Below are 22,325 nucleotides of genomic sequence, written 5' to 3'. Positions count from 1 at the left end.
CCCAGTACGCATGCGCATCCTGCTTGCCCGCCACGGTGAAACGCCGTGGAATGCCGAAGGCCGTTACCAGGGCCAGATCGATATCCCGTTGTCGCCGATCGGACAAGCGCAGGCCCAGGCCCTCGGGGAGCGCCTGAAGTCGGTGGACATCACCCGTGCGGTGGCTTCGCCGCTGTCGCGCGCACAGCTCACCGCGCAGTTGGCGCTGGGCGCCGAACGCGCGCCGATGCTGCTGACCGAGCCGGACCTGCAGGAAATCGCCCACGGTGAGTGGGAAGGCCTGTTGGCCAGTGAAATCCACGAAAAGGATCCCTCGCGGCTGCAGGCCTGGCGCGACGAGCCGGACACCGTGCTGATGCCCGGTGGCGAATCGCTGCGCCTGGTGCTGGAGCGCAGCTGGCGCGGCCTGGCCCGCGCCGCCGAAGGCCTGGGTGAGCACGACACGCTGCTGGTAGTGGCCCACGACGCGGTCAACCGGGTGATCCTGTGCCGCATCCTCGGCCTGCCGTTGTCGCGCCTGTGGACCTTCCGCCAGGCCCCGACCACGCTGAACCTGCTCGAAGGCGCCGATCTGGATCAACTGGAAGTGGTGCGCCTGAACGATTGCGCCCACCACACCCCGTTCTTCGGTGAAGCCAAGCACCGCGCGCTGTAACCCTGTTACGTCCCATCCCGCCGTCCGCCACATCGATCCAACGCCCATGACCACCGCCCGCCCGCACACCCTCACCGACTGGCTCGCCCATATCGAACAGCAGCACCCGGCCACCATCGACATGGGGCTGGAGCGCGTGCGCAGCGTGGCGCAGGCGATGGGACTGGGCGCGCCGGGCGAGCGCACCATCGTGGTTGGCGGCACCAACGGCAAGGGCTCCACGGTCGCCTTCATCGAGGCGATCGCCCGCGCGGCCGGCTGGAAGGTGGGGGCATATACCTCGCCGCATCTGCTGCGCTACAACCAGCGGGTGCGCATCGATGGCCAGGAGGTCTCCGATGCCGCCCTGGTCGGCGCCTTCAATGCCATCGAAGACGCGCGTGGCAGCACCACGCTGACCTATTTCGAATACGGCACGCTGGCCGCACTGCACCTGTTCGCGCAGGCCGGGCTGGACCTGGCGGTGCTGGAAGTGGGCCTGGGCGGGCGGCTGGATGCGGTCAACATCGTCGATGCCGACGTGGCGGTGATCACCACCGTGGATATCGACCACAGCGAATGGCTGGGCGAAGACCGCGAAACCATCGGGGCGGAGAAGGCCGGCATCATCCGCGGCTGGAAGCCGGTGATCCTGGGCGAGACCGACCCGCCGTCCAGCGTGCTGGCGCGCGCCTACCTGGTGGGCGCCAATGCGATCCGCGGCGGCAGCGATTTCTTCGTCGACCGCCTGGATGCGCAGCACTGGTGCTGGCGCGATGTCGGCTTCCGCATCGAACTGCCGACGCCGGCGCTGCGCGGCCCGATCCAGCTGCGCAATGCGGCCACCGCCATTGCCGCGCTGCGCGCGCTGGACAAGCCGCTGCCGCGCACGGCCTTCGCCGAGGGTGTGGCCGCGGCCCGCATCGACGGCCGCCTGCAGGCGTTCGACCGCGACGGGGTGGAAGTGCTGGTCGACGTCGGCCACAACCCGCAGGCCGCCCGTGAACTGGCCAGCGCATTGAAGGCGGCCACCGTTGCCGGGCGGACCGTGGCGGTGTTCGCCGCGTTGCAGGACAAGGACGCCGCCGGCGTGGTGCAGGCGCTGGATGCGCAGGTCGATGGCTGGCACCTGGCCGGCCTGGACGGTGCGCGGGCGCAGAGCGCGCAGGAACTGCGCGCGCGCCTAGGCGGCACCGCCGCGGCGCAGGCGGCTACCCATGCCACGGTGGCGCAGGCGCTGCAGCAGGCCATGCACGACGCCCGGCCGGGCGATCGGGTGCTGGTGTTCGGCTCGTTCCACACCGCCGCGCAGGCACTGCACTGGCTGGAGCGCCCGGCCTGAGCCGAACCTTGCGTACGCACGCGGCGGCCGTTCAGCCGCAACAGACGCCACTCACGCCGACACCCGTATAATCTCCGTGGCATTCCGCCGCGCCGCCCTGCCTGCCTTCCGTGGATACTCCTCTGAAACAGCGACTGATTGGTGCCATCGTTCTGGTGGCTTTGGCTGTGATCTTCCTGCCCATGCTGGTCAAAGGCCCTGCGCCGGACAGCGGCGTGGCCAATGTGCCGATCAGTGCGCCGGCGGCGCCTGCCGATGGCCAGTTCGAAACCCGTGAGCTGCCGCTGGTGGCGCCCACCGGCGGAGCCACCGGCCTGCAGGCCGGTGCGTCGACCACCCAGCCGTTGCAGGACACCAGCGCCGCTGCGGCCGATCCGGCTACGGCCGACAGCTCGCCGGCGGTGGCGGCCGGCAATTTCGCGGTCAGCTTCGGCGCCTATGCCAGCCAGGCCGACGCCAATGCGGTGATCGCCTATCTGCGCAAGGCACAGCTGCCCGGTTTCAGCGAAGCGGCCACCATCAACGGCCGCCAGGCCTGGCGGGTACGCGTGGGGCCGTATGCCGACCGCGCCCAGGCCGAGTCCGCGCGGCTGCAGGCGGTCAAGGTGCGCAGCGACGTCAAGGCCGAGGTGGTGACCCTGGATGCGCGCGCCGACAGCGCCGTGGCCAGCGCGCCGCCCCCGGCCGCCGCCCCGGCCACCGCCAGTGCGGCCAGCGCCGCACCGGCGGCCGCGGCCGTGCGCACCGAAGCGCTGCCGCCCGAACCGGTCGCCGCGGCCAAGCCGGCCGCGCCCAAACCCGAACCCAAGCCGGCCCCGGCCAAGCCCGCGCCGGCGGTGGCCGCCCCGGCCGCTCCGGCCGCCAGCAGCATCGGCTTTGCCGTGCAGCTGGGCGCCTTCGGCCAGGCCGCCGAAGCCAACGCGCTGCGCGACAAGGTCCGCGCCGCCGGTTTCAGCGCATTTGTGGAGCAGGTACGTACCGACAAGGGCACGCTCAACCGCGTGCGCGTCGGTCCCGTCGCCAACCGGGCCGAGGCGGAGAACCTCAAGGCCCAGGTTGCGTCGAAGGTCGGCGTGGCCGGCATGGTCCGGCCCCATCCCTGATGCCGGCCCTGCGCCCGTGCCTTGAGGCCGGAACGTTCCTCCCGGGAGGATGCGCATGATCGATTTCGTGTTGTTGGCGGTGATCGGCATCTCGACCCTGCTGGGGGTGATGCGCGGCTTCGTCAGTATCGTCATCAGTACCCTGTCCTGGCTGCTGGGCAGCTGGGCGGCACTGATGCTGGGCAAGTCCGCCGCGGGCTGGTGGTCGGCCCCGGCCGCGCCCGGCACCGGGCATTTCCTCGCCGGCTACCTGACCGTGTTCCTGGCGGTGATGGTCTCGGTCTGGGGCATCGGCCTGGTGATCCGCCAGGCGGTGCGCTCGACCAGCCTGAACGGCGCCGACCGCGCGCTGGGCGGGGCGCTTGGCCTGGCCCGGGGCGGCCTGATCGGCTGCCTGCTGCTGCTGATCGCCTCCTATACCCCGTTGCCGCGCGAAGCGGCGTGGCGCAATTCCAACCTACGCGCCATGCTCGGCCCCGGCGTGGGCTGGATGCAGGCCAAGATGCCGCGCATGCCCGACCTGCCGCAGCTGCCCAGCCTGCAGGGCATGCCGATGGCGCTGCCGGAGGTGAACATGTCGCAACTGTCTGGATCGGAGTTGGGCAAGCCGCTGCTGACAGGCGATAATGGGGTGCTTGGCGGGCTGTTGGGTGGGCGCGGATGGCCGCGACCGCTGGATGAAACCCCGCAACCGGTGGTGGACCCCGCCGATGTATCGGCGCGTGGGTCCCACCCAGGCTCCCCGACTTCCTTCGATCCGGCGCTCGTGCGCCCGGATCCCACCGATCCGGCACGGAACGGTTCCCCAGGCCAGGCACGGCCACCTTCACAGTAAATGGGCTCGGCCCAGCGGAGAGTTCGCACCATGTGTGGCATCGTCGGAATCGTCGGCAACCAGAACGTCGCCGGGCAGTTGTATGACGGCCTGACCGTCCTCCAGCATCGTGGCCAGGACGCGGCCGGCATCGCCACCGCCGATGGCACCCGGCTGCGCGTGCAGAAGGCCAACGGCCTGGTCCGCGACGTGTTCGATGCCAAGCGGATGTCCACCCTGGAAGGCCGCGTCGGCATCGCCCATGTGCGCTATCCCACCGCCGGTTCGGAAGGCATGGACGAGGCGCAGCCGTTCTACGTCAACTCGCCCTACGGCATCGCGCTGGCCCACAACGGCAACCTGATCAATACCGAAGCCCTGCGCCAGCAGGTGTTCGAGCAGGACCGCCGCAACGTCAACACCGATTCGGACAGCGAAGTGCTGCTGAACGTGTTCGCCTACGAACTGGACGCGCAGCGCCAGCTCACCCCCGAAGCGGCGATCCGCGCGGTGGCCGGCGTGCACCGCCGGGTCAAGGGCGGCTATGCGGTGATCAGCGTGGTGCTGGGCCTGGGCCTGGTCGCCTTCCGCGACCCGCATGGCATCCGTCCGCTGGTGCTGGGCAAGCGCGCCCATGCCGAAGGCGATGAATACATCGTGGCCTCCGAATCGGCCGCGCTGGACGTGCTCGGCTTCCAGCGGGTGCGCGACGTGCGCCCCGGCGAAGCGCTGGTGATCACCGCGCGCGGCGAGTTGTTCTCCGAGGTCTGCGCCGAGCCTGCCGAACACAGCCCGTGCATCTTCGAGTACGTGTACTTCGCGCGCCCCGATTCGATGATCGACAACGTCTCGGTGCACAAGGCGCGCATGCGCATGGGCATCAAGCTGGGCGAGAAGATCCTGCGCCTGCGCCCGGACCATGACATCGACACCATCATCCCGATCCCGGATACCTCGCGCGACGCCGCGCTGGAGATTTCCAATACGCTCGGAGTGAAGTACCGCGAAGGTTTCATCAAGAACCGCTACATCGGCCGTACCTTCATCATGCCCGGGCAGGGCGAGCGGGTGAAATCGGTGCGCCGCAAGCTCAACCCGATCCACCTGGAATTCCGCAACCGGGTGGTGCTGCTGGTCGACGACTCGATCGTGCGCGGCACCACCAGCCAGCAGATCGTGCAGATGGCGCGCGATGCCGGCGCACGCAAGGTGTACCTGGCCAGCGCCGCGCCGCCGGTGCGTTACCCCAACATCTACGGCATCGACATGCCGGCGGCCGAGGAACTGGTCGCGCACAACCGCAGCATCGAGGAAATCGAAGCGCACCTGGGCTGCGACTGGTTGATCTACCAGGACATCGAGGACATGGAAGCGGCGGTGCGCGAAGGCAACCCGGAGCTGAAGGCATTTGATTCGTCGTGCTTCAACGGCGTCTACCCGACCGGTATCGAACCGGGTTATTTCGAACGCATCCAGCAGCTGCGTTCGGACGATGCCAAGCACAAGCGCCGCGCCTGAGGCCGGCGTCATGGACCAGCAGTTGCCGCTGGATGCGGCCGGTGACCTGCTGCGCGCCGCGCAGCACTGCCTGGCCGCGACCGATCCGCTGCACAAGGTGGCGTTGACCCAGGCCTATGCGGCGCAGTTCCGCCGCGGGCAACTCAAGGCGGCTGCCGACGCACCGCCGCCGGCACCGATCCGGATGCCGGGCCGTCCGGCCAGGCCTACCCTGGTGCACCCGCGCGAACTGCCCAAACGCGGGCTGGGCAGCGTGGAAGGACGCGCCGCGTTCATCCACGCCATCGCGCATATCGAACTCAATGCGATCGACCTGGCCTGGGATGCGGTGTACCGCTTCCGGGGGCTGCCGGCCTCGTTCCATGCCGACTGGGTCGGCGTGGCCGATGATGAATCGCGCCATTTCGCCTTGCTGCACGCACGGCTGCGGGCGCTGGGCTATGACTACGGCGATTTTGACGCGCACAACGGCCTGTGGGAAATGTGCGAGAAGACCGCCCATGACGGCCTGGCGCGGATGGCGCTGGTGCCGCGCGTGCTCGAAGCGCGCGGGCTGGACGTCACCCCCGGCATGATCACCAAGCTGCGCAGCGCCAACGACCACGCCACCGCCGATGTGCTGGAGGTCATCCTGCGCGAGGAAGTGGCGCATGTGGCCGCCGGCTCGCGCTGGTACCACTGGTACTGCCAGCGCGCCGGGGTGGAGCCGCGCGGCCGTTTCATCGCATTGTTGAACCAGTACGCCGGCGGTTTCCTGTACGGGCCGTTCAACCTGGAAGCGCGCCTGCTGGCCGGCTTCGATGAAGAAGAAATCGCCAACCTGATCGAACAGGCCGGCCGCACCAGCGGACCGGCAAGGTAGGGGCGCGTCCGGATCGACTGCGGGTGGACGTGCCGCACCCGGTGAAGGCATGACCAGCATCGGGGAAGGCTTCGGTACGGGTCATGCGTTCGTCGTGCCGATCATCGCCATCGGCAGTCGTTCGGGAACCGACCCTACCGGGCAGGTGCCGCAGCGGTGCGCCCGATGATGCATCGATTGACGCAGACCCGCTCTGGTAGGGTCGCATCCGGATCGACTGCCGGTGGACGTGCCGCGCCCGGTATAGGCATGACCAATATCGGGGAAGGCTTCGGCACGGTTCACGCGTTCGCCGTGCCGATCATTGCCATCGGCAGTCGTTCGGGAACCGACCCTACCAGGTGGGTGCCGCAGCGGTGCGCCCAGTGATGCATCGATTGCCGCAGACCCGCTCCGGTAGGGTCGCATCCGGATCGACTGCCGGTGGACGTGCCGCGCCCGGTAAGGGCATGACCAACATCGGAGTCGGCTTCGGTACGGGTCATGCGTTCGTCGCGCCGATCATCGCCATCGGCAGTCGTTCGGGAACCGACCCTACCGGGCAGGTGCCGCAGCGGTGCGCCCGATGATGCATCGATTGACGCAGACCCGCTCTGGTAGGGTCGCATCCGGATCGACTGCCGGTGGACGTGCCGCGCCCGGTATAGGCATGACCAATATCGGGGAAGGCTTCGGCACGGTTCACGCGTTCGCCGTGCCGATCATTGCCATCGGCAGTCGTTCGGGAACCGACCCTACCAGGTGGGTGCCGCAGCGGTGCGCCCAGTGATGCATCGATTGCCGCAGACCCGCTCCGGTAGGGTCGCATCCGGATCGACTGCCGGTGGACGTGCCGCGCCCGGTAAGGGCATGGCCAACATCGGAGTCGGCTTCGGCACGGGTCATGCGTTCGTCGCGCCGATCATTGCCATCGGCAGTCGTTCGGGAACCGACCCTACCGGTTGGGCAACACCACGCGTTGCCCGTCCTCGGCCGGGCGGTTGATGTAGAACAGCCCGGGGCCGGGCCGGTAGGGCAGTTCGCGGGTGGCTTCGTCGGCGGCATACAGCAATGCAGTATCGCCCAGCGCATCGAAATTCCAGTGCGCCGACTGCATGACATAGCGTTGGCGCAGCGTCAGTTCCTGCGCCGCAACCAGCGGCTGGCCCGCCAGCAGCCGTGCGGCGATCGGCTGCAGCGCGTCGGGCAGGGCCAGCTCGGGCACCTCATCGATCGTTCGGCTCCAGCGCACGCCGGCGTCGGCCGCGCGCTGCTGCATCAGCCGCAGCGGCACCCATTGGTAGCGCCCATCGATCGGGCGGCGCAGCACCACGGCCGCATGGGCATGCAATACCCATTGCGGCAGCACGCTGGGGTTGCCGGCAATGCGCTGGGATTGCCAGCGGTGCCACACATCCACCCACACCGCCTCCTCGCCCAGGCCGAGCTGCGCCTGCCAGCGCTGGCAGGCCGCCTGCGCCTGCCGGTATACCTCGGTATCGCGCAGCAGCGACAGCGGCGGCACGGCGGTGTCGGCCAGCGCATGCTGGAGGATGCGCTGGCCCAGCGGCCGGGTCAGCAGCTTGGGGCCCTCGATGCGCTGGTCGTAGCCGCCGCCGATGTTGGCGTGCACGCCGGGCAGGGCGATCTCTTCGTGCTCCGGCGCCACCGTGGTCAGCGCGAAGTGGTGGCGGTGCTCGTCGCGCGCGGCCAGTTGCACCACCTTGTCGGCCGCATCGGCGGGCAGGGCCAGCGCGGGCCATTGATCGCGCTGCTGGCGGTTGATCGCCACCACCGTGTCGAACAGACCGATAAAGCGCGCCGGTCGCCGCGGCACGGCGGCATCGCCGGCCAGCTGCCAGCCGGTGCGGCGCAGCTGTTCGCGCAGCCAGGCCGGCCCATCGGCGTGGTTGAGGCGGTTGAGCGCATCGCGCGCCGAGGCGGCACCGCGCGAGAAGCCGAACAGGTCCAGGCGTACCTGGCCCAGCGTCCGGCCCGGGTGCGCGTGCGCCAGTGCCCGCAGCGCCTCGGGCAGGCGTTCGTCCAGGGCACGCTGCGCCTTGGCACGCACGCCGGTGCGCCCGATCCCGAAGGCCAGGCCCATCAGGTCGTCCTCTTCACCGCTGCGGGTGCCGGCGCCCTCGACGTAGATCGCCAGCGACAGCGCATCGCCGGCCAGCGCGTGCGTCCGGTTGTCCGGGTACAGCGCATGCAGGCGCGCGATGTTGGTCAGGCCATTGCTGTAACTGCTGGTCAGGCGGCTCTGGTACGGCGAGGCGTCGTCGGCGACCAGCGGTGCCGGCGGGCGCGCTGCCGGGGTGGTGCTGCCTGGCGGGCGCGAGGCACGCAACAGGTTGTCGGCATTGTTGCGGGTGCCGTCGAAGAACAGGCCGACCTGCAGCGACAGCGTCGCGGTGGTTGCCGGATTGGGCTGTCCTGCCATGGCACTGATTCCCGGTGGATGCCGCGAAGGTAGCGCGAAAACGACACGGACGCGACATCGCTGAACCACCCGGTCGGCGGTCACAGTTCGGAAAGAATGATTTGCAAGGTCTATTGAATTCACGCAATCAAGTGGAGCCATATGGACAGGCCGACCCGCAGGGGCTGCGCTGCAACAACGACCACTACCATTTTCCCACTCAAAGAGAGACGACACGATGTCCAGATCGATGAGCAAGGCCGCAGGTGTGTTCACGTTGTGCCTGGCCGCCGCAGGCGCGGCCAGCGCCGCGCCGCTGTTCCAGCCGGTGACGGTGCTCAGCCGTGCCGGCGCCGTCGACCAGCCCGCCGCGCAGGCGCTGTTGTCGGCCGCCTCCACCGCTGCGGTGCAGGAAGTACGGGTGGATGCGGCGGCGGTCGATGCCCGCCAGCGTTCGCTGGAGTTCGAACTGCTTGGCACCCCGGTGCAGGCGCTGCAGCAACGCGTGCAGGCACTGCCCGACGGTGGCAGCATCTGGTACGGCCAGTTGCAGGCGCGCGATGCCAGGTTGAACGCCCGCACGGCCGGCAATGATCCGGCCAATTCTGTGATCCTGGTACGCGCCGGCGATACCATCACCGGCTCGATCCGCAAGGACGGCCAGCTGTATCGCCTGCGCCCGCTCAGCGACGGCCGCCACGTGCTGGTGGAAGTGGACGAGTCGCGCATGCCGGCCGACCACCCCGGCGACTACAACAGCCTGCCCACGGTGGCGATGCCGGGCAACGACCGCATCGGCATCGCGGGCGCGTCCTCGGGCACGCCGGCCACCATCCGGGTGCTGGTGGTGGCCACCAACGGCGCAGTGGCGGCCTATGGCGGCAACATGCAGTCGCTGGTGCAACTGGCGGTGGCCGAGTCCAACCAGGGTTATGTCGCCAGCAACGTCGGCCTCACCCTGGAACTGGCCCGCTACGAAACCACCAGCTATGCCGAGTCGAGCAGCTTCTCCACCGACCTGTCGCGCTTCCGCAGCACCAGCGACGGCATCATGGACAGCATCCACACCAGCCGCAACAACAGCCGCGCCGATGTGGCCGTGCTGGTGATCAACAACGCCAGCTCGTGCGGGCTGGCCTCCAGCATCGGCTCCAGCGCCGCCACCGCGTTCGCAGTGGTGCACTGGGACTGCGCCACCGGCTACTACTCCTTCGCCCATGAAATCGGCCACCTGCAGAGTGCGCGCCACGACATCGCCACCGATCCGAGCACCTCGCCGTATGCCTACGGCCACGGCTACCGCTACGAGCCGTCGAGCGGTTCGCGCTGGCGCACGATCATGGCCTATGCGTGCACGGCGGGCTGCCCGCGCCTGAACTTCTGGTCCAACCCGAACATCAACTACAACGGCGTGCCGATGGGCATTGCCAGCAGCGCCGACAACCAGCGCGTGCTGGTCAACACCAAGGCGACGGTGGCCGCCTTCCGCTGATCCTGGCCAACGCCCTGCCTGCCACCGCAAGCTGCGGTGGCGGGCAGGGCACCTTGGGTCAGGTCGGATCTGCCGCGTCGGGGCGGCAGCGCCGCAGCGCGGTCTGGCCATCGTCGGCCTCGATCCGACCGGCGCTCTCGTCGCCCCCGGCGGAGGTGCTGTCGGCGTCGATGAAGAGCAACAGGTTCACGATCGCGCTGGTGGCCACATAAGCGGTGTCGCCGTCGGCCGTGGTCACGCCGCGATACAGGCGCGGGGTTTTGCCACAGACCACCAGCTCGTAGGCCATCGCGCCGATGCCCTCGCCATCACCGGCCTGCAGCCGCATGCGTTCGCCATTGGGGCCGCTGCCGAAGCGCTCCAGCAGCACCCAGCCCTGCGCGGGAGGCGCCTGTTCGAACGCGAACACGGGCGTGCGTCCCTGCGCATCGGTGATGCCCTGGTAGACATCCTTCTCTGCGGCCACGAACGGCAGGTCGAACGCGGTGTGCGACAGCGCGAACGGCCGCAGCGCGGCCGGTGCGGCGCTGACCGTATCGCGCAGCACGAACTGGTACCGGTGCGGGCCGCTGCCGACCTGCGGGGACTGCGGGTCGGGGCGGATCTGTTCCACCTGGGGTGATGTAGTGGCTTCGGCGGCGCTGGCTGCCACAGGCGCGCCCAGCGAAAGCAGCGCGGCCAGCAGCAGGGCTGGTATACGGTCGATCATCCGTGATCCTTTGTCGGCTCAGCGCGCCAGCGTGTCCAGGCTCCAGCCCTGCGCGGTTACGCGCAGCACCGACCCTTGTTCATACCAGTCGCCCAGGACAATCCGGGTACACGGGCGATCGCCGACCTGCAGCGCATGGATCGCCGGGCGGTGGGTATGGCCGTGGATCATGGTGTCCACGCCGTGGCGGGCGAAGGTGGCCTCCACTTCAGCCGGTGCCACGTCGGTGACGGTTTCGAAGCTAGCGCGGTCGTCCTGCTTCATTTCCGACTGACGCGCCTGGCTGGCATCGCGCGCCTTCTGCGCAAACGCGATGCGGGCGGCCAGCGGCTGGGACAGGAACTGCGCCTGGAATACCGGGTCGCGGGTCTGCGCGCGGAACTGCTGGTAGGCCAGGTCATCGGTACACAGCAGGTCGCCGTGCTGCAGCAGCACCGGGCGGCCATACAGGTCGATGACGCTGGGGTCGGGCAGGATGCGGAAACCGGCGCGGCGCGCATAGTCGTTGCCGACCAGGAAGTCGCGGTTGCCGCGGATGAAGTACACCGGCACCCCGGCATCGGCCACCGCGTGCAGCGCATCGGCCACCGCATCGGCGGCCGGGGAGGGCGTGTCATCGCCGATCCAGGCCTCGAACAGGTCGCCGAGGATGTACAGCGCCTCGGCCTGCATCGCTTCATCGCGCAGGAACGCCAGGAACAGTTCGGTGATGGCTGGACGGCTCGGGTCCAGGTGCAGATCGGAAATGAACAGCGTGGTCATGGGCGCATTGTAAAACGGCAGACGCCCAGCGGGATGCGATGAGCCTGGATGCCATGCAATCACTCTCTGGTGGAGAGCCCCCCTTGAGTCAAGGGGGGGCGCGGCGTACAGCCGCGGGGGATATGGGTGGTGGTGAGCCGGGGCACGTACGCGTACCGACCAACGGTCGGTACCTACCGGTAGCGGCCGACCGTTGGTCGGCGGCGGCTTATACCGGCAACGGCAACCACCGCAGGCTGGCGCCGGCCAGCGCGGTGCCGATCGCGGTGGCGGCCAGCACGTCGCTGGGATAGTGCAGCCCCAGCACCACCCGCGACAGCCCCACCGCGGCGGTGAACGGCACCAGCAGCGGGGCCAGCCACGGGTAGTAGGCCAGCGCGACGATGGTGAACGACACCGCGTGCAGGGTGTGCCCGGAGGGGAAACTGAATTCATCCAGCGGCGCCACCCAGGCGCGGATGCGCAGGTCGGCCGCATATGGGCGCGGGCGCCGGGTCCAGCGTTTGAGGCCCTTGTACAGCAGCAGCGCCATCAGCCCGGTGGCGGCCATGTGCAGCGAGGCCTGCAGCCCCTCCAGACCATCCACCAGCACCAGTGCGGCCATCAGCGCATACCAGAACACGCCATCGCCGAGCCGGCTGACCACGGCAAACGCGCGGCGTACCCGGCGGCGCCGGCAGTAGTGGTTGGCGCGGCGGCACCAGCGGGTTTCGTGCCCGCGCAGGGCCTCAAGCGGCGTGGTCGGCATGCGGCCTCCGGGCGTGCGCCAGTTCGGACAGCAAGGCATCGAATTCGGCCACCACCCGCTGCGGATGCAGCCGTTTCATGGCCGTGGCCGCGTTGCGGCCCAGGCGAGCGCGCAACACATCGTCGCCGGCCAGCTGCAGTGCGGCGGCGAGGAATTCGGCATCGTCGTTCACCGCGATGCCGTTTTCATCGGTGCGCAGGTATTCGCGCGCGGCGCCGTAGTCGAAGGCAACGGTGGCCACGCCGCTGGCCATGGCTTCCAGGGTGACATTGCCGAAGGTCTCGCTGCGGCTGGGGAACAGGAACAGGTCGCCGCTGGCGAAGTGACGGGCCAGTGCATCGCCGCGCTGTACCCCGCAGAAGATGAAGTCCGGGTTTTCATGGGCCAGCTTTGCGCGCGAGGGGCCGTCGCCGACCCAGATGAAGCGTGCCTTGGGGCGGATCTGCTGCAGCCGGCGGAACGCCTTCACCGCCAGGGCGAGGTTCTTTTCCGGGGCGATGCGGCCGACATAGATGGCGGCAAAACCGTTGCCGTCGATGCCCCATTCCTCGCGCAGCGCCGGGTCGCGCCGCGGCGGCTCGAACTGGCTGCTGTCCACCGCGCGGGCCAGCAGCCGCACGCGGTCGAAGCCCTGTTGCCCAAGGAACTGCTGCAGTTCCAGGGTGGGCACCAGGGTGGCATCGGCCTGGTTGTGGAAGCGCCGCATCCAGCGCAGCGCGGCCGCCTGCAGCCAGGCCACGCCGTAGTCGGGCAGGTATTCGTCGAAGCGGGTATGGAAGCCGGTGGCCACCGGGATGCCCAGCCGGCGCGCGGTGCGCAGCGCCGACCAGCCTAACGGACCTTCGGTGGCGATATAGATGGCATCGGGGCGCTGCTGCTGCCATTGCCGCGCCAGCCGCTTGGGGGCGGGCAGGCCGAAGCGCAGGCCCGGGTAGCGGGGCAACCCGGCCCCGGCGACCAACAGGGTGTCATCGGGGCGTTCGGCTTCGCTGGCCTGGCGCGGGCGGACCAGGTCGACCTGGTGGCCGGCCGCGCGCAGTCCCTGTTCCAACCCCTGCACTGTCAGGGCGACGCCGTTGACCTCGGGGGGGTACGTTTCGGTGACGATGGCATAGCGCATGGCGGGCCTCCGGTATGCAGCGCATGCTGGGCGCGTGCGATGTAGCCGACATGACGCCGGTATGACCGTGGTATGACGGGAGGCAGGTCCGACCCGTGGGCGGGCTTCGCCATTCAGGACATCGCCGTGCCGGCGCCCGGTGGGCCGCCGTGGTGTCCGCCATAAAAAACCACGGCCCCGAAGGGCCGTGGTCAGTGTGTTGCGGTACTACCTGGCAGCGATCAGAAGCTCTGCTTGTACTGCATGTACACGAAGCGGCCGATGTCGAAGGCGCCGTAGTACGAGTACACCGAGTTCGGCTTGGTGTACATCACCGGGCCCAGGCGGTTGAACACGTTGTTGGCACCGATGGAGACCGTCGCGTTCCACGGCAGCTTGTAGCGCGCCTGCACGTCGTGGAAGGTCACCGAACCACGTTCGTTGTAGCTGCGCGTGCCCTTGTACCAGGGCGCGGCCACGTTCGGATCGGAGCACTCGTCCGGATGGTTCGGCAGGCTCAGGCACTGTTCCTTGACGCCGGAGTAGTAACGCGCCGACCAGCTGATGCCGAAGTTCTCCAGGTCCCAGCCCACGGTGGCGTTGGAGCGCACGCGGAAGCCGATGCCGGCGTTGGTGGCGATGCCGTTGGTGGTGGTCGGCACGGTGGCTGCGTCGTTGGACGAACGGTAGATGTTCGAGCTGACGTAGGTGGTGGACAGGCTGGTGCTCAGCTTGCCGTAGTCGGTATCCAGGCGGTAGCTCAGGTCCAGATCGTAGCCTTCGGTCTCGACGAAACCGGCATTGCGGTTGCCGAACTTCAGGCCGGTGACGATGCCGGTGACCGGGTCACGGGCGAAGCGTGCGCAGCGCGACTGAATGCCCTGCTCGTAGCAGTCGATCAGGATCTGGTTCGGGCTGTCGGACACGATCGTGTTTTCGATGCGGATCTTCCACCAGTCCAGCGACACGTTGAGGTTGCTGATGAAGGTGGGGCTCCACACCAGGCCCAGCGTCTTGCTGGTCGAGGTTTCCGGCAGCAGGTTCGGGTTGGAGCCGGAAGTGAACGGCACCGGGGTGGCGGCGCTGGAGCCGGAGGTCGGCTTGTTGGTGCTGTCCAGCTGGCGGAAGGTATCGACGTTGGCGATGTCGGCGGCGCAACGTGCCTTCACGCCGGCGTTGGACTTGGCCGAGCCGTACACGCTGTCGCACGGATCGGTGAAGGTGGCGAAGGTTTCCGAGCCGCCACCGAACAGGTCGTTGATGGTCGGGGCGCGGAAGCCCTCGGCCCAGGTGCCACGTACCAGCAGCTGGTCCAGCGGCTTCCACTTGAAGCCGAACTTGCTGTTGAGCGTGTCGCCGAAGGTGTTGTAATCCGAATAGCGGGTGGCGGCGCTGAAGCTCAGCTCCTTGGCACCGGGCAGGTCGGCCAGCACCGGCACGTTGATTTCCAGATACGCTTCCTTGACCTTGTACGAGCCACCGGTCGGGCCTGCGGCCAGGTTGGTGGTCGCGCCGGTCTGGGCCAGTGCATCGGGAACGAACTTGCCGTTTTCTTCGCGGTTTTCCAGGCCGAAGGCAAAGCCCAGGTCACCGGCCGGCAGGGTGAACGCGCTGCCGCTCAGGTTGGCGAACCAGTTCTTGGTCGAGGTCTGGCCGGTGGCGTTCTCTTCCGGGAACAGCCAATCCTGCAGGGCCTGGTTGCCGTCCAGGCCGTACGGGTTCTGCACGCCGTAGGGAACCAGCGGGTTCCAGACCATGCAGTTGGTCTTCGGTGCCGCTGCGCTGCCGCACTCGACCTTGCCGGTGGCGGTGTTGAGATAGGACGGGCCGACCGCATCGATGACGCGCTGCTTGTGCAGGTTGCCGGTGGTGTGCTGGGACAGCTCGTTCTTGCTGTACTGGTAGCCCACTTCCCAATCGAAGTAACGCTCGCCCAGGTCGAAGGAACCTTCGAACGAGGCCACCGCGCGATAGGTCTTCAGCTCGCTGGTGCTGGTACGCGGCAGTTCCCAGGTACGGCGGTTCCAGGCCACCGAGGTCGGCGTGGCGTAGCCGTTCTTGTTGCCGAACGGGTTGAAGTAGCTGTCGATGGCCATGTTGCCGGCGGCAGCGGTCTTGCCCAGCGAGCTGGAGGCCAGCGGGTAACCGGCGGTGACGCGGGTCGAGGAACGCTTGTTGTAGCCCAGCTCGGTCTTGAAGCGGATGCTGTCGGTGATGTCGGCCTGGCCGGAGAAGAACAGCGAATCGCGCTTGATCGGATAGCTCAGGTGCATCTGATCGTTGGTGTTGCTGGTGTCGCCGGTGAACGCAGCCGGATTGGTCAGGTGGTAGTTGCCCGGCTTGGTCGGGTCGCTGCCGCGGTTGAGGTTGTAGCCACAGCCGGCTGCAACGGTGCAGCCCGGGCCCCTCACGCCGGTGAACTGGCCCCACTGGCTGGTGGTGGTCCAGCCTTCGGTCGGGTGGCGGTCGGTGTTGCTGTACTGGCTGAAGCCGCGGTCGCGCGCCCACACGGCCTTTTCTTCCGAATGCTCGGCGGCGAAGGTGGCCGAGAGGCGGTCGTTGGACCAGCCGGCAACCACGTCGAAGCGGTCGCGGGCGCCGTCGCCTTCGCTGTACTGGCCGTGGTAGACGTTGGCGGTCACGCCGTTGACGTTGCTGCGGGTGATGATGTTGACCACGCCGGCCATCGCATCGGAGCCGTAGATGGCCGAGGCGCCGTCCTTCAGGATCTCGATGCGCTCGATCGCCGACACCGGCAGGACCGACAGGTCCTGGTAGCCGGAGGTGCTGATGCCCAGGCGCTTGCCGTTGACCAGCACCAGCGTGCGCTGGGTACCCAGGCCGCGCATGTCGACGTAGGTACCGCCGGCATTTTCACCGGCGCTCAGCACGTTGGCACGGCTGATCGTCGGGCTGCCCATCGCGGTGACGTTCTGCAGGATGTCCGATACCGAGCTGAAGCCCTGGCGTTCGATGTCCATGCGGGTCAGCGCCAGCACCGGCTGGGCGGTTTCCACGTCGACCTGGCGGATGCGCGAACCGGTGATCTCGATGCGATCCAGGTTGGTGGTGCTCGGCGCGTCCTGTGCCATCGCCGGTGCGGCGACCAGGCCGGCGGTGCCGGCGACCAGGGCAATGCGGATGGCTTGCCCCAGCACGTTGGTGCGTGAATTCATTTGGCTCTCTCTCTCTCGTTCGGAACTCAATCAAAAAGGGGTGGACGGGTCCAAGTTCCCGCCATCCCAAAATCCGGCCATGTGAAGGCCGGTAATCCGATCATAGTCTCGGTAGTTAAGGGTTTGTAAATTCATCGTGATGGATTTATCACAACGCCCTAACCTGAAAAGAAAAATACGATCAAAAGCAATGGCTTGGCATGAGTCCGTCAATCGGACTTCATGTCTTTTTATGTCGATATGTATCAAATTGCTGCGATGCAGTACGGTTTTGGCGCGCAACCGTACGGATCAGGCACGCCGCCGCCGCCCGGGGGCAAGGCAGTTCCTGTGGGTGCCGTGGGGAAGTCGCCATGGCAGGATCCAGCGCGGGCCAGGGCAGGGGCAGGCCTGCGCCGCGGGCGATCCGGTGCGGGCCTGCGCGGGAATCCGCGCAGGCCGGTCTGCTCAGGCCACGAACGGCCGGAACTGCAGCCCCAGCCCGGCCATGCCGTCGGTTTCGCCGATCAGGTCGGCGCGCAGCAGCGGGCGGGCGTCGATGTAGGCCTGGGGCAGGATCAGCGACAGCCGGCTGTCGTCGGCGGTCAGGTCCAGGGCCGGCATCGGGGTGTCTTCGTGGGTGCGGTTGAGCAGTACGGCCAGCCGCAGCAGGGCGGTCATCCGCCGTGCCGGCAGCAGCAGGCGCTCGGGCAGGGCGTCGAAGGCGGACTTGGAAATGTTGCGGCGGTGGCTGCGCACCAGCGCGGCCAGCAGTTGCTGTTCCTGCCGCGAGAAGCCGGCGATGTCCGAGTTCTCCAGCACGTAGCTGCCATGCACGTGGTAACCGCTGTGGGCGATCATCAGCCCCAGCTCATGCAGGCGCGCGGCCCAGCCGAGCATGCGCGCATCGTCCGGGTCCAGGCCCCAGCTGTCCTCGACCTGGCCGAGCAGGTGCATCGCGGTGCGTTCCACGCGCTCGGCCTGGACGGTGTCGATGCCGTAGCGCTGGGTCAGCGCGGCCACCGATTCATCGCGCAGGTCGTTCTCGCTGGCACGGCCGAGGATGTCGTAGAGGATGCCCTCGCGCATCGCCGCCTTGCTGACCAGCAGCTTCTCAAGGCCCAGGGCCTGGAACGCCGCCTCCAGCACCAGGATGCCGCCGGCGATGATCGGGCGCCGGTCGGCCGACAGCCCGGGCAGGTTGATGTCTTCGATGCGCTTGGCCTTGAGCAGTTCGTCGCGCAGCTGTGGCAGGGCCTCGGCGGTGATCGCGCCCTTGCTCAGCTTCATGGTCGCGCAGATCTCGCTGATCGCCTTGTGCGTCCCCGACGAGCCGAGGGCTTCGTGCCAGCCCAGCGCGCGGTACTTGGTGGCGAACTGCTGGAACTCCGCGCCGATTTCGGTCAGCGCATCCTTCCAGCGTTTCTTGCTCAGCTTGCCGCCGGGGAAGAAGCGCCGGGTGCTGGCGATGCAGCCGGCCTGCAGGCTTTCGCGCTCCAGGGTCTGCATGCCCTGGCCGATGATGAACTCGGTGGAGCCGCCGCCGATGTCGATCACCAGGCGGCGCTGGTCCGGCTTGGGCGGCTGCGCGTGGGCCACGCCGAGGTAGATCAGGCGCGCCTCCTCACGTCCGCTGACCACTTCGATGGCATGGCCCAGCGCGGTTTCGGCCGGCATCAGGAACGCCTGCGGCGAGCGCAGCTGGCGCACCGTATTGGTGGCCAGCGCACGTACCCGCACCGGCGGGATGGCATGGATGCGCTGGCCGAACCGGGCCAGGCATTCCAGCGCGCGCTGGCGTGCGTCGGCGGACAGGCCGCCCTTGCCATCCAGGCCATCGGCCATGCGCACCGTCTCGCGCAGGCGGTCGACCACCCGCAGCTGCCCGAGCGTGTAGCGCGCGATGACCATGTGGAAGCTGTTGGAACCCAGGTCGATGGCGGCGAGCAGGTCGCCATCGCGCAGGGCAGGCGGAGTCGTGGAGGTATGCGGCATGGACGAATGTTAGCCGAAGGCGGGGGCGCGAAGTCACCGCGCCGCCTTCACAGGGGCAGGCTGCGACGACCGGTCGCATCGAGGGGGGCGGCGACGGCCGATGCGCAGGTCGCGGTGAGGCTGGCCGTTGCTCCTGGCCCGGTAGGTGCCGACCGTTGGTCGGCACGCGGGGGGGGACGTTGGCCGGCACGCAAAGACGTACCGACCAACGGTCGGTACCTACAGACCCTGCATCAACGTCATCTGCGCCGCATGCGGGGGCTCGTCGTGGCCCGGCGTGCACTTGTCGTACTCGCCGGTGGCGCGCAGCTCCCAGGCGTTGAGGTTGTCGTCCAGGTAGTTCTGCAGCACGTCGCGGTACACCTTGCGCGCCAGTTCCGGGTCCAGGATCGGGAAACAGGTCTCCACCCGGCGCAGCAGGTTGCGCTCCAGCCAGTCGGCGCTGGCGCAGAACAGTTCGGCCGCGCCATCGTTGCCGAACCAGTAGACCCGGCTGTGCTCCAGGAAGCGCCCCACGATCGAGCGCACCCGGATGTTGTCCGACACTCCCGGTACGCCCGGGCGCAGGGTGCAGGCGCCACGCACGATCAGGTCGATCTGCACGCCGGCCTGCGAGGCGGCGTACAGCGCACGGATCATCTGCGGCTCGTTGAGGGCGTTCATCTTGGCGATGATCCGGCCCGGGCGGCCGCTGGCGGCCAGCCGGGTTTCGCGCTCGATCCGCTGCAGCAGGCCCGGGTGCAGGGTGAACGGCGACTGCAGCAGGCGCTTGAGCTTGGTGCGCGGGGCCAGCCCGGACAGCTGCTGGAACAGCAGGTGCACATCATTGCCGATGTCCGGGTCGGCGGTGATCAGGCTCAGGTCGGTGTACGCGCGCGCGGTGCCGCTGTGGTAGTTGCCGGTGCCCAGATGCACGTAGCGGCGCAGCTTGCGGCCTTCGCGGCGCACGATCAGCAGCATCTTGGCGTGGGTCTTGTAGCCCACCACGCCGTATACCACCTGCACGCCGGCTTCCTGCAGGCGGTCGGCCAGGCCCAGGTTGGCTTCTTCGTCGAAGCGCGCGCGCAGCTCCACCACCACGGTGACGTCCTTGCCGTTGCGCGCGGCCAGGATCAGCGCATCGACAATCTGCGAATCCTTGCCGGTGCGGTACAGGGTCTGCTTGATCGCCAGTGTGTTGGGGTCCACCGCCGCCTGCTTGATCAGGTCCAGCACCGCGGTGAACGCATCGAAGGGATGGTGCAGCAGCACGTCCCCGCGCGCGACCACCTCGAAGATGCCGTCGCTGTCGCGCAGCACCTGCGGGTTGAGCGTGGGGTATTTCAGTTCCGGGCGCGCCAGCAGGTCATACAGCTGGATCACCCGGTTGAGGTTGACCGGGCCGTCGATGCGGTACACCGCGTTCTCGGTCAGGCCGAAGTTCTGCAGCAGGGTGCGCACGATGTCGCGCGGGCAATCCTGCGCGATCTCCAGGCGCACCGCCGGCCGGTAGCCGCGGTCGACCAGCTCGTCGCGCAGCGCCAGCGCCAGGTTCTCCACTTCTTCCTCGTCCACCACCAGCTCGGAGTTGCGGGTGACCCGGAACTGGTAGGCGCCCTGGACTTCCATGCCCGGGAACAGTTCATCGACGAAGGTGGACAGCACCGAGGACAGGAACACATAGGTCTGCCCGCCGCCGAGTTTTTCCGGCAGCTGGATGATGCGCGGCAGCGAGCGCGGTGCGCGCACGATGGCCAGGTGGCCGGCGCGGCCGAACGCATCGGTGCCCTTGAGCACCACCACGATGTTCAGCGATTTGTTGAGGATCTTCGGGAACGGGTGCGACGGATCCAGGCCCAGCGGCGACAGCACCGGCATGATCTCGTTGCGGAAGTACGCGCGCAGCCAGCGCTTCTGCCGGTGGTTCCACGAATGCCGGCCGAGCACGTCGATGCCGGCTTCGTGCAGTGCCGGGCGCAGGGTTTCGTTCCAGCAGCGGTACTGCTGGTCCACCAGCTGCGCGGCGCGGTCGTGGATGGAGTTGAGGATGGCCTGCGGGGTCATCCCGTCCGGCGCCGGCGGCAGGCCGAACTCCTGGGCGTGGCGCACCGCGGCGGCGCGGATTTCGAAGAACTCGTCCAGGTTGGTGCAGGAGATGCACATGAAGCGCAGGCGCTCCAGCAGCGGCACCTGGGTGTCCATGGCCTGGGCCAGCACCCGGAAGTTGAAATCCAGCTGCGACAGTTCGCGGTTGATGTACAGCGCCGGATCGCGCAGCGGGTCGTTGTCGGCATTCACAACGGCGGGAAGGGGGCCAAGGCTGCTCATGCGGAAAAGTCTTCGGAAGAAGGAAGGGAGGTCGCTTCGGTGCGTACGCGCACGTGGTCGGCATCGAAGTGGCACGAGAACACGCTGCCCTTGCCGACCTCGCTCTGGATCTCCAGGCGCGCATGGTGCAGGCCCAGGATGTGCTTGACGATCGACAGGCCCAGCCCGGTGCCGCCGCTTTCACGCGACCGGCTGCTGGACACCCGGTAGAAGCGTTCGGTCAGCCGCGGCAGATGGGTGGCCGGAATGCCGTAGCCGGTGTCGCGCACGCGCAGCACCACACCCTGGCCCTCGCGCGCCAGCTCCACCTCGACGCGGCCGCCGGCCGGGGTGTAGCGCACCGCGTTGGTGACCAGGTTGGAGAAGGCGCTGTGCAGTTCCTTGTTGGAGCCCTGCAGGTCCACCCCGGCGTTGTCGATCACGCTGATCTGGTGGCGGCCTTGGCTGTGCGCTTCGGCCTCGCGGCGCAGCGTGGCCAGCATCGGCGCCATGGCTACCGCCTCTTCCTCGGTATGTTCCTGCGATTCCAGCCGCGACAGGGTCAGCAGGTCCTCGACCAGTTGGGCCATGCGCTGGGACTGCTTGCGCATTTCCTCCAGCATCGGGCCGGTGCCGGGGAAATCCTCCGGCTCCATCATGTCCAGGTAGCCGTGCACCACGGTCAGCGGCGTACGCAGTTCATGGGACACGTTGGCGACGAAATCGCGGCGCACCTGTTCCAGCCGCAGCAGCTTGCTGACATCGCGCGCGATCAGCAGCCAGTAGTCCGGCGAGTAGGGAATCAGGCGCAGGTTGAGCCGGATCGCCGCATCCACCGGCGAGGCCACGTCCAGGATCGGTTCGGCGTTGCGCCCACCGGCCAGCCAGTGGGCCAGCGGCATCGGTTGCAGGCGTTCGACCAGGGCTTCGCCCAGGTCGCCGGGATGGTGCAGGCCCAGCAGCGAGGTGGCCGCTTCGTTGAACCACTGCACCCGCTGGCTGTTGCGGTCCACCACCACCACCGCGTCGGGCAGCGCCGCCGCGGCGGCGCGGTAGCTGCGCAGCATGTCCAGCAGGCGCCGTTTGCGCGTGCGCATTTCCAGCTGGTTGCGGTACAGCAGGCGGTCCAGTTCGTTCCATACCCCCGTGCCTTCGCGGGTGTCCCAGCGGTGCCGCGCGGTCAGCCGGCGCAGCACCCGGCGCAGCCGCCAGTAGTGCCAGGCCAGCGCGCCGATCGAGGCCAGCGCGATGCACATCCAGACATGGCCGGTGAGCAGCCCCAGCACGCCGGCGGCGAGCAGCAGCAGGGCGAGGGTGGCCAGTGTCTTCAACCAGGCAGAGCGGATGTGGCGCGGCATTGCGGTCTCGCGGAAGTTGCGGTCCCCGGCGTAATCCGGGGTAGGGC

Annotated in this window: 16 protein-coding genes; 7 read left to right on the top strand and 9 right to left on the bottom strand. The window is 68.3% G+C overall.

The features are described 5' to 3' along the window. Positions 1–10: 10 nt before the first annotated feature. From IC535_RS17430 to IC535_RS17405, 6 genes are all read left to right on the top strand, one after another. On the top strand, positions 11–655 hold the full coding sequence (locus IC535_RS17430; protein WP_228887559.1) for a histidine phosphatase family protein: 645 nt from the start codon (positions 11–13) through the stop codon (positions 653–655). A 46-nt stretch (positions 656–701) separates the two neighbouring features. Then, on the top strand, positions 702–1,976 hold the full coding sequence (folC, locus tag IC535_RS17425; RefSeq protein ID WP_228887560.1) for a bifunctional tetrahydrofolate synthase/dihydrofolate synthase: 1,275 nt from the start codon (positions 702–704) through the stop codon (positions 1,974–1,976). Positions 1,977–2,086: 110 nt separating this feature from the next. After that, entirely contained in the window at positions 2,087–3,079 is a 993-nt protein-coding gene (locus IC535_RS17420) for an SPOR domain-containing protein (RefSeq protein WP_228887561.1), read from the top strand. 55 nt (positions 3,080–3,134) lie between these two features. After that, positions 3,135–3,914: a CvpA family protein gene (locus IC535_RS17415; RefSeq protein WP_228887562.1), complete on the top strand. Its 780-nt coding sequence runs from the start codon at positions 3,135–3,137 to the stop codon at positions 3,912–3,914. Positions 3,915–3,944: 30 nt separating this feature from the next. Next, on the top strand, positions 3,945–5,411 hold the full coding sequence (gene purF / locus IC535_RS17410; RefSeq protein WP_228887563.1) for an amidophosphoribosyltransferase: 1,467 nt from the start codon (positions 3,945–3,947) through the stop codon (positions 5,409–5,411). Positions 5,412–5,421: 10 nt separating this feature from the next. Further along, entirely contained in the window at positions 5,422–6,273 is an 852-nt protein-coding gene (locus tag IC535_RS17405) for a ferritin-like domain-containing protein (RefSeq protein WP_228887564.1), read from the top strand. A 934-nt stretch (positions 6,274–7,207) separates the two neighbouring features. Here the strand turns inward: IC535_RS17405 and IC535_RS17400 are convergent. Continuing rightward, a complete protein-coding gene (locus IC535_RS17400; protein WP_228887565.1) occupies positions 7,208–8,695 on the bottom strand; it encodes a phospholipase effector Tle1 domain-containing protein in 1,488 nt (495 codons plus the stop codon). Between the two features lie 217 nt (positions 8,696–8,912). On the opposite strand from IC535_RS17400, the gene IC535_RS17395 reads away from it, so the two are divergent. After that, entirely contained in the window at positions 8,913–10,166 is a 1,254-nt protein-coding gene (locus IC535_RS17395) for a zinc-dependent metalloprotease (RefSeq protein WP_228887566.1), read from the top strand. 58 nt (positions 10,167–10,224) lie between these two features. On the opposite strand, the gene IC535_RS17390 is transcribed toward IC535_RS17395, so the two are convergent. From IC535_RS17390 to phoR, 8 genes are all read right to left on the bottom strand, one after another. Then, entirely contained in the window at positions 10,225–10,875 is a 651-nt protein-coding gene (locus IC535_RS17390; protein WP_228887567.1) for a hypothetical protein, read from the bottom strand. An 18-nt stretch (positions 10,876–10,893) separates the two neighbouring features. Next, positions 10,894–11,637: a UDP-2,3-diacylglucosamine diphosphatase gene (gene lpxH / locus IC535_RS17385; protein WP_228887568.1), complete on the bottom strand. Its 744-nt coding sequence runs from the start codon at positions 11,635–11,637 to the stop codon at positions 10,894–10,896. 208 nt (positions 11,638–11,845) lie between these two features. Next, entirely contained in the window at positions 11,846–12,385 is a 540-nt protein-coding gene (locus IC535_RS17380) for a phosphatase PAP2 family protein (RefSeq protein WP_228887569.1), read from the bottom strand. Next, on the bottom strand, positions 12,366–13,505 hold the full coding sequence (locus tag IC535_RS17375; protein ID WP_228887570.1) for a glycosyltransferase family 4 protein: 1,140 nt from the start codon (positions 13,503–13,505) through the stop codon (positions 12,366–12,368). Before IC535_RS17375 ends, IC535_RS17380 begins: the two co-directional genes overlap by 20 nt. Positions 13,506–13,726: 221 nt before the next feature. Further along, a complete protein-coding gene (locus IC535_RS17370; protein WP_228887571.1) occupies positions 13,727–16,660 on the bottom strand; it encodes a TonB-dependent receptor domain-containing protein in 2,934 nt (977 codons plus the stop codon). A 447-nt stretch (positions 16,661–17,107) separates the two neighbouring features. Then, the gene (ppx, locus tag IC535_RS17365) at positions 17,108–18,634 is read right to left on the bottom strand and encodes an exopolyphosphatase (protein WP_228887572.1); all 1,527 of its coding nucleotides are present in this window, start codon (positions 18,632–18,634) and stop codon (positions 17,108–17,110) included. A 219-nt stretch (positions 18,635–18,853) separates the two neighbouring features. After that, on the bottom strand, positions 18,854–20,941 hold the full coding sequence (gene ppk1, locus IC535_RS17360; protein ID WP_228887573.1) for a polyphosphate kinase 1: 2,088 nt from the start codon (positions 20,939–20,941) through the stop codon (positions 18,854–18,856). Continuing rightward, positions 20,938–22,278, bottom strand: coding sequence for a phosphate regulon sensor histidine kinase PhoR (phoR, locus tag IC535_RS17355; protein ID WP_228887574.1), 1,341 nt, complete (start codon positions 22,276–22,278; stop codon positions 20,938–20,940). The genes ppk1 and phoR overlap by 4 nt, the downstream gene beginning before the upstream one ends. Positions 22,279–22,325: the final 47 nt, after the last annotated feature.

Source organism: Stenotrophomonas rhizophila (assembly GCF_020857975.1).
Taxonomy (GTDB): Bacteria; Pseudomonadota; Gammaproteobacteria; order Xanthomonadales; family Xanthomonadaceae; genus Stenotrophomonas; species Stenotrophomonas rhizophila_C.
This window is presented reverse-complemented; position numbering and strand designations above follow the sequence as displayed.

What these genes read in the sequence shown, in the direction of transcription:
- IC535_RS17430 (WP_228887559.1), top strand. Translation starts at nt 11, where the DNA reads ATGCGCATCCTGCTTGCCCGCCACGGTGAAACGCCGTGGAATGCCGAA.
- folC (WP_228887560.1), top strand. Translation starts at nt 702, where the DNA reads ATGACCACCGCCCGCCCGCACACCCTCACCGACTGGCTCGCCCATATC.
- IC535_RS17415 (WP_228887562.1), top strand. Translation starts at nt 3,135, where the DNA reads ATGATCGATTTCGTGTTGTTGGCGGTGATCGGCATCTCGACCCTGCTG.
- purF (WP_228887563.1), top strand. Translation starts at nt 3,945, where the DNA reads ATGTGTGGCATCGTCGGAATCGTCGGCAACCAGAACGTCGCCGGGCAG.
- IC535_RS17405 (WP_228887564.1), top strand. Translation starts at nt 5,422, where the DNA reads ATGGACCAGCAGTTGCCGCTGGATGCGGCCGGTGACCTGCTGCGCGCC.
- IC535_RS17400 (WP_228887565.1), bottom strand. Translation starts at nt 8,695, where the DNA reads ATGGCAGGACAGCCCAATCCGGCAACCACCGCGACGCTGTCGCTGCAG.
- IC535_RS17395 (WP_228887566.1), top strand. Translation starts at nt 8,913, where the DNA reads ATGTCCAGATCGATGAGCAAGGCCGCAGGTGTGTTCACGTTGTGCCTG.
- IC535_RS17390 (WP_228887567.1), bottom strand. Translation starts at nt 10,875, where the DNA reads ATGATCGACCGTATACCAGCCCTGCTGCTGGCCGCGCTGCTTTCGCTG.
- lpxH (WP_228887568.1), bottom strand. Translation starts at nt 11,637, where the DNA reads ATGACCACGCTGTTCATTTCCGATCTGCACCTGGACCCGAGCCGTCCA.
- IC535_RS17380 (WP_228887569.1), bottom strand. Translation starts at nt 12,385, where the DNA reads ATGCCGACCACGCCGCTTGAGGCCCTGCGCGGGCACGAAACCCGCTGG.
- IC535_RS17375 (WP_228887570.1), bottom strand. Translation starts at nt 13,505, where the DNA reads ATGCGCTATGCCATCGTCACCGAAACGTACCCCCCCGAGGTCAACGGC.
- IC535_RS17370 (WP_228887571.1), bottom strand. Translation starts at nt 16,660, where the DNA reads ATGAATTCACGCACCAACGTGCTGGGGCAAGCCATCCGCATTGCCCTG.
- ppx (WP_228887572.1), bottom strand. Translation starts at nt 18,634, where the DNA reads ATGCCGCATACCTCCACGACTCCGCCTGCCCTGCGCGATGGCGACCTG.
- ppk1 (WP_228887573.1), bottom strand. Translation starts at nt 20,941, where the DNA reads ATGAGCAGCCTTGGCCCCCTTCCCGCCGTTGTGAATGCCGACAACGAC.
- phoR (WP_228887574.1), bottom strand. Translation starts at nt 22,278, where the DNA reads ATGCCGCGCCACATCCGCTCTGCCTGGTTGAAGACACTGGCCACCCTC.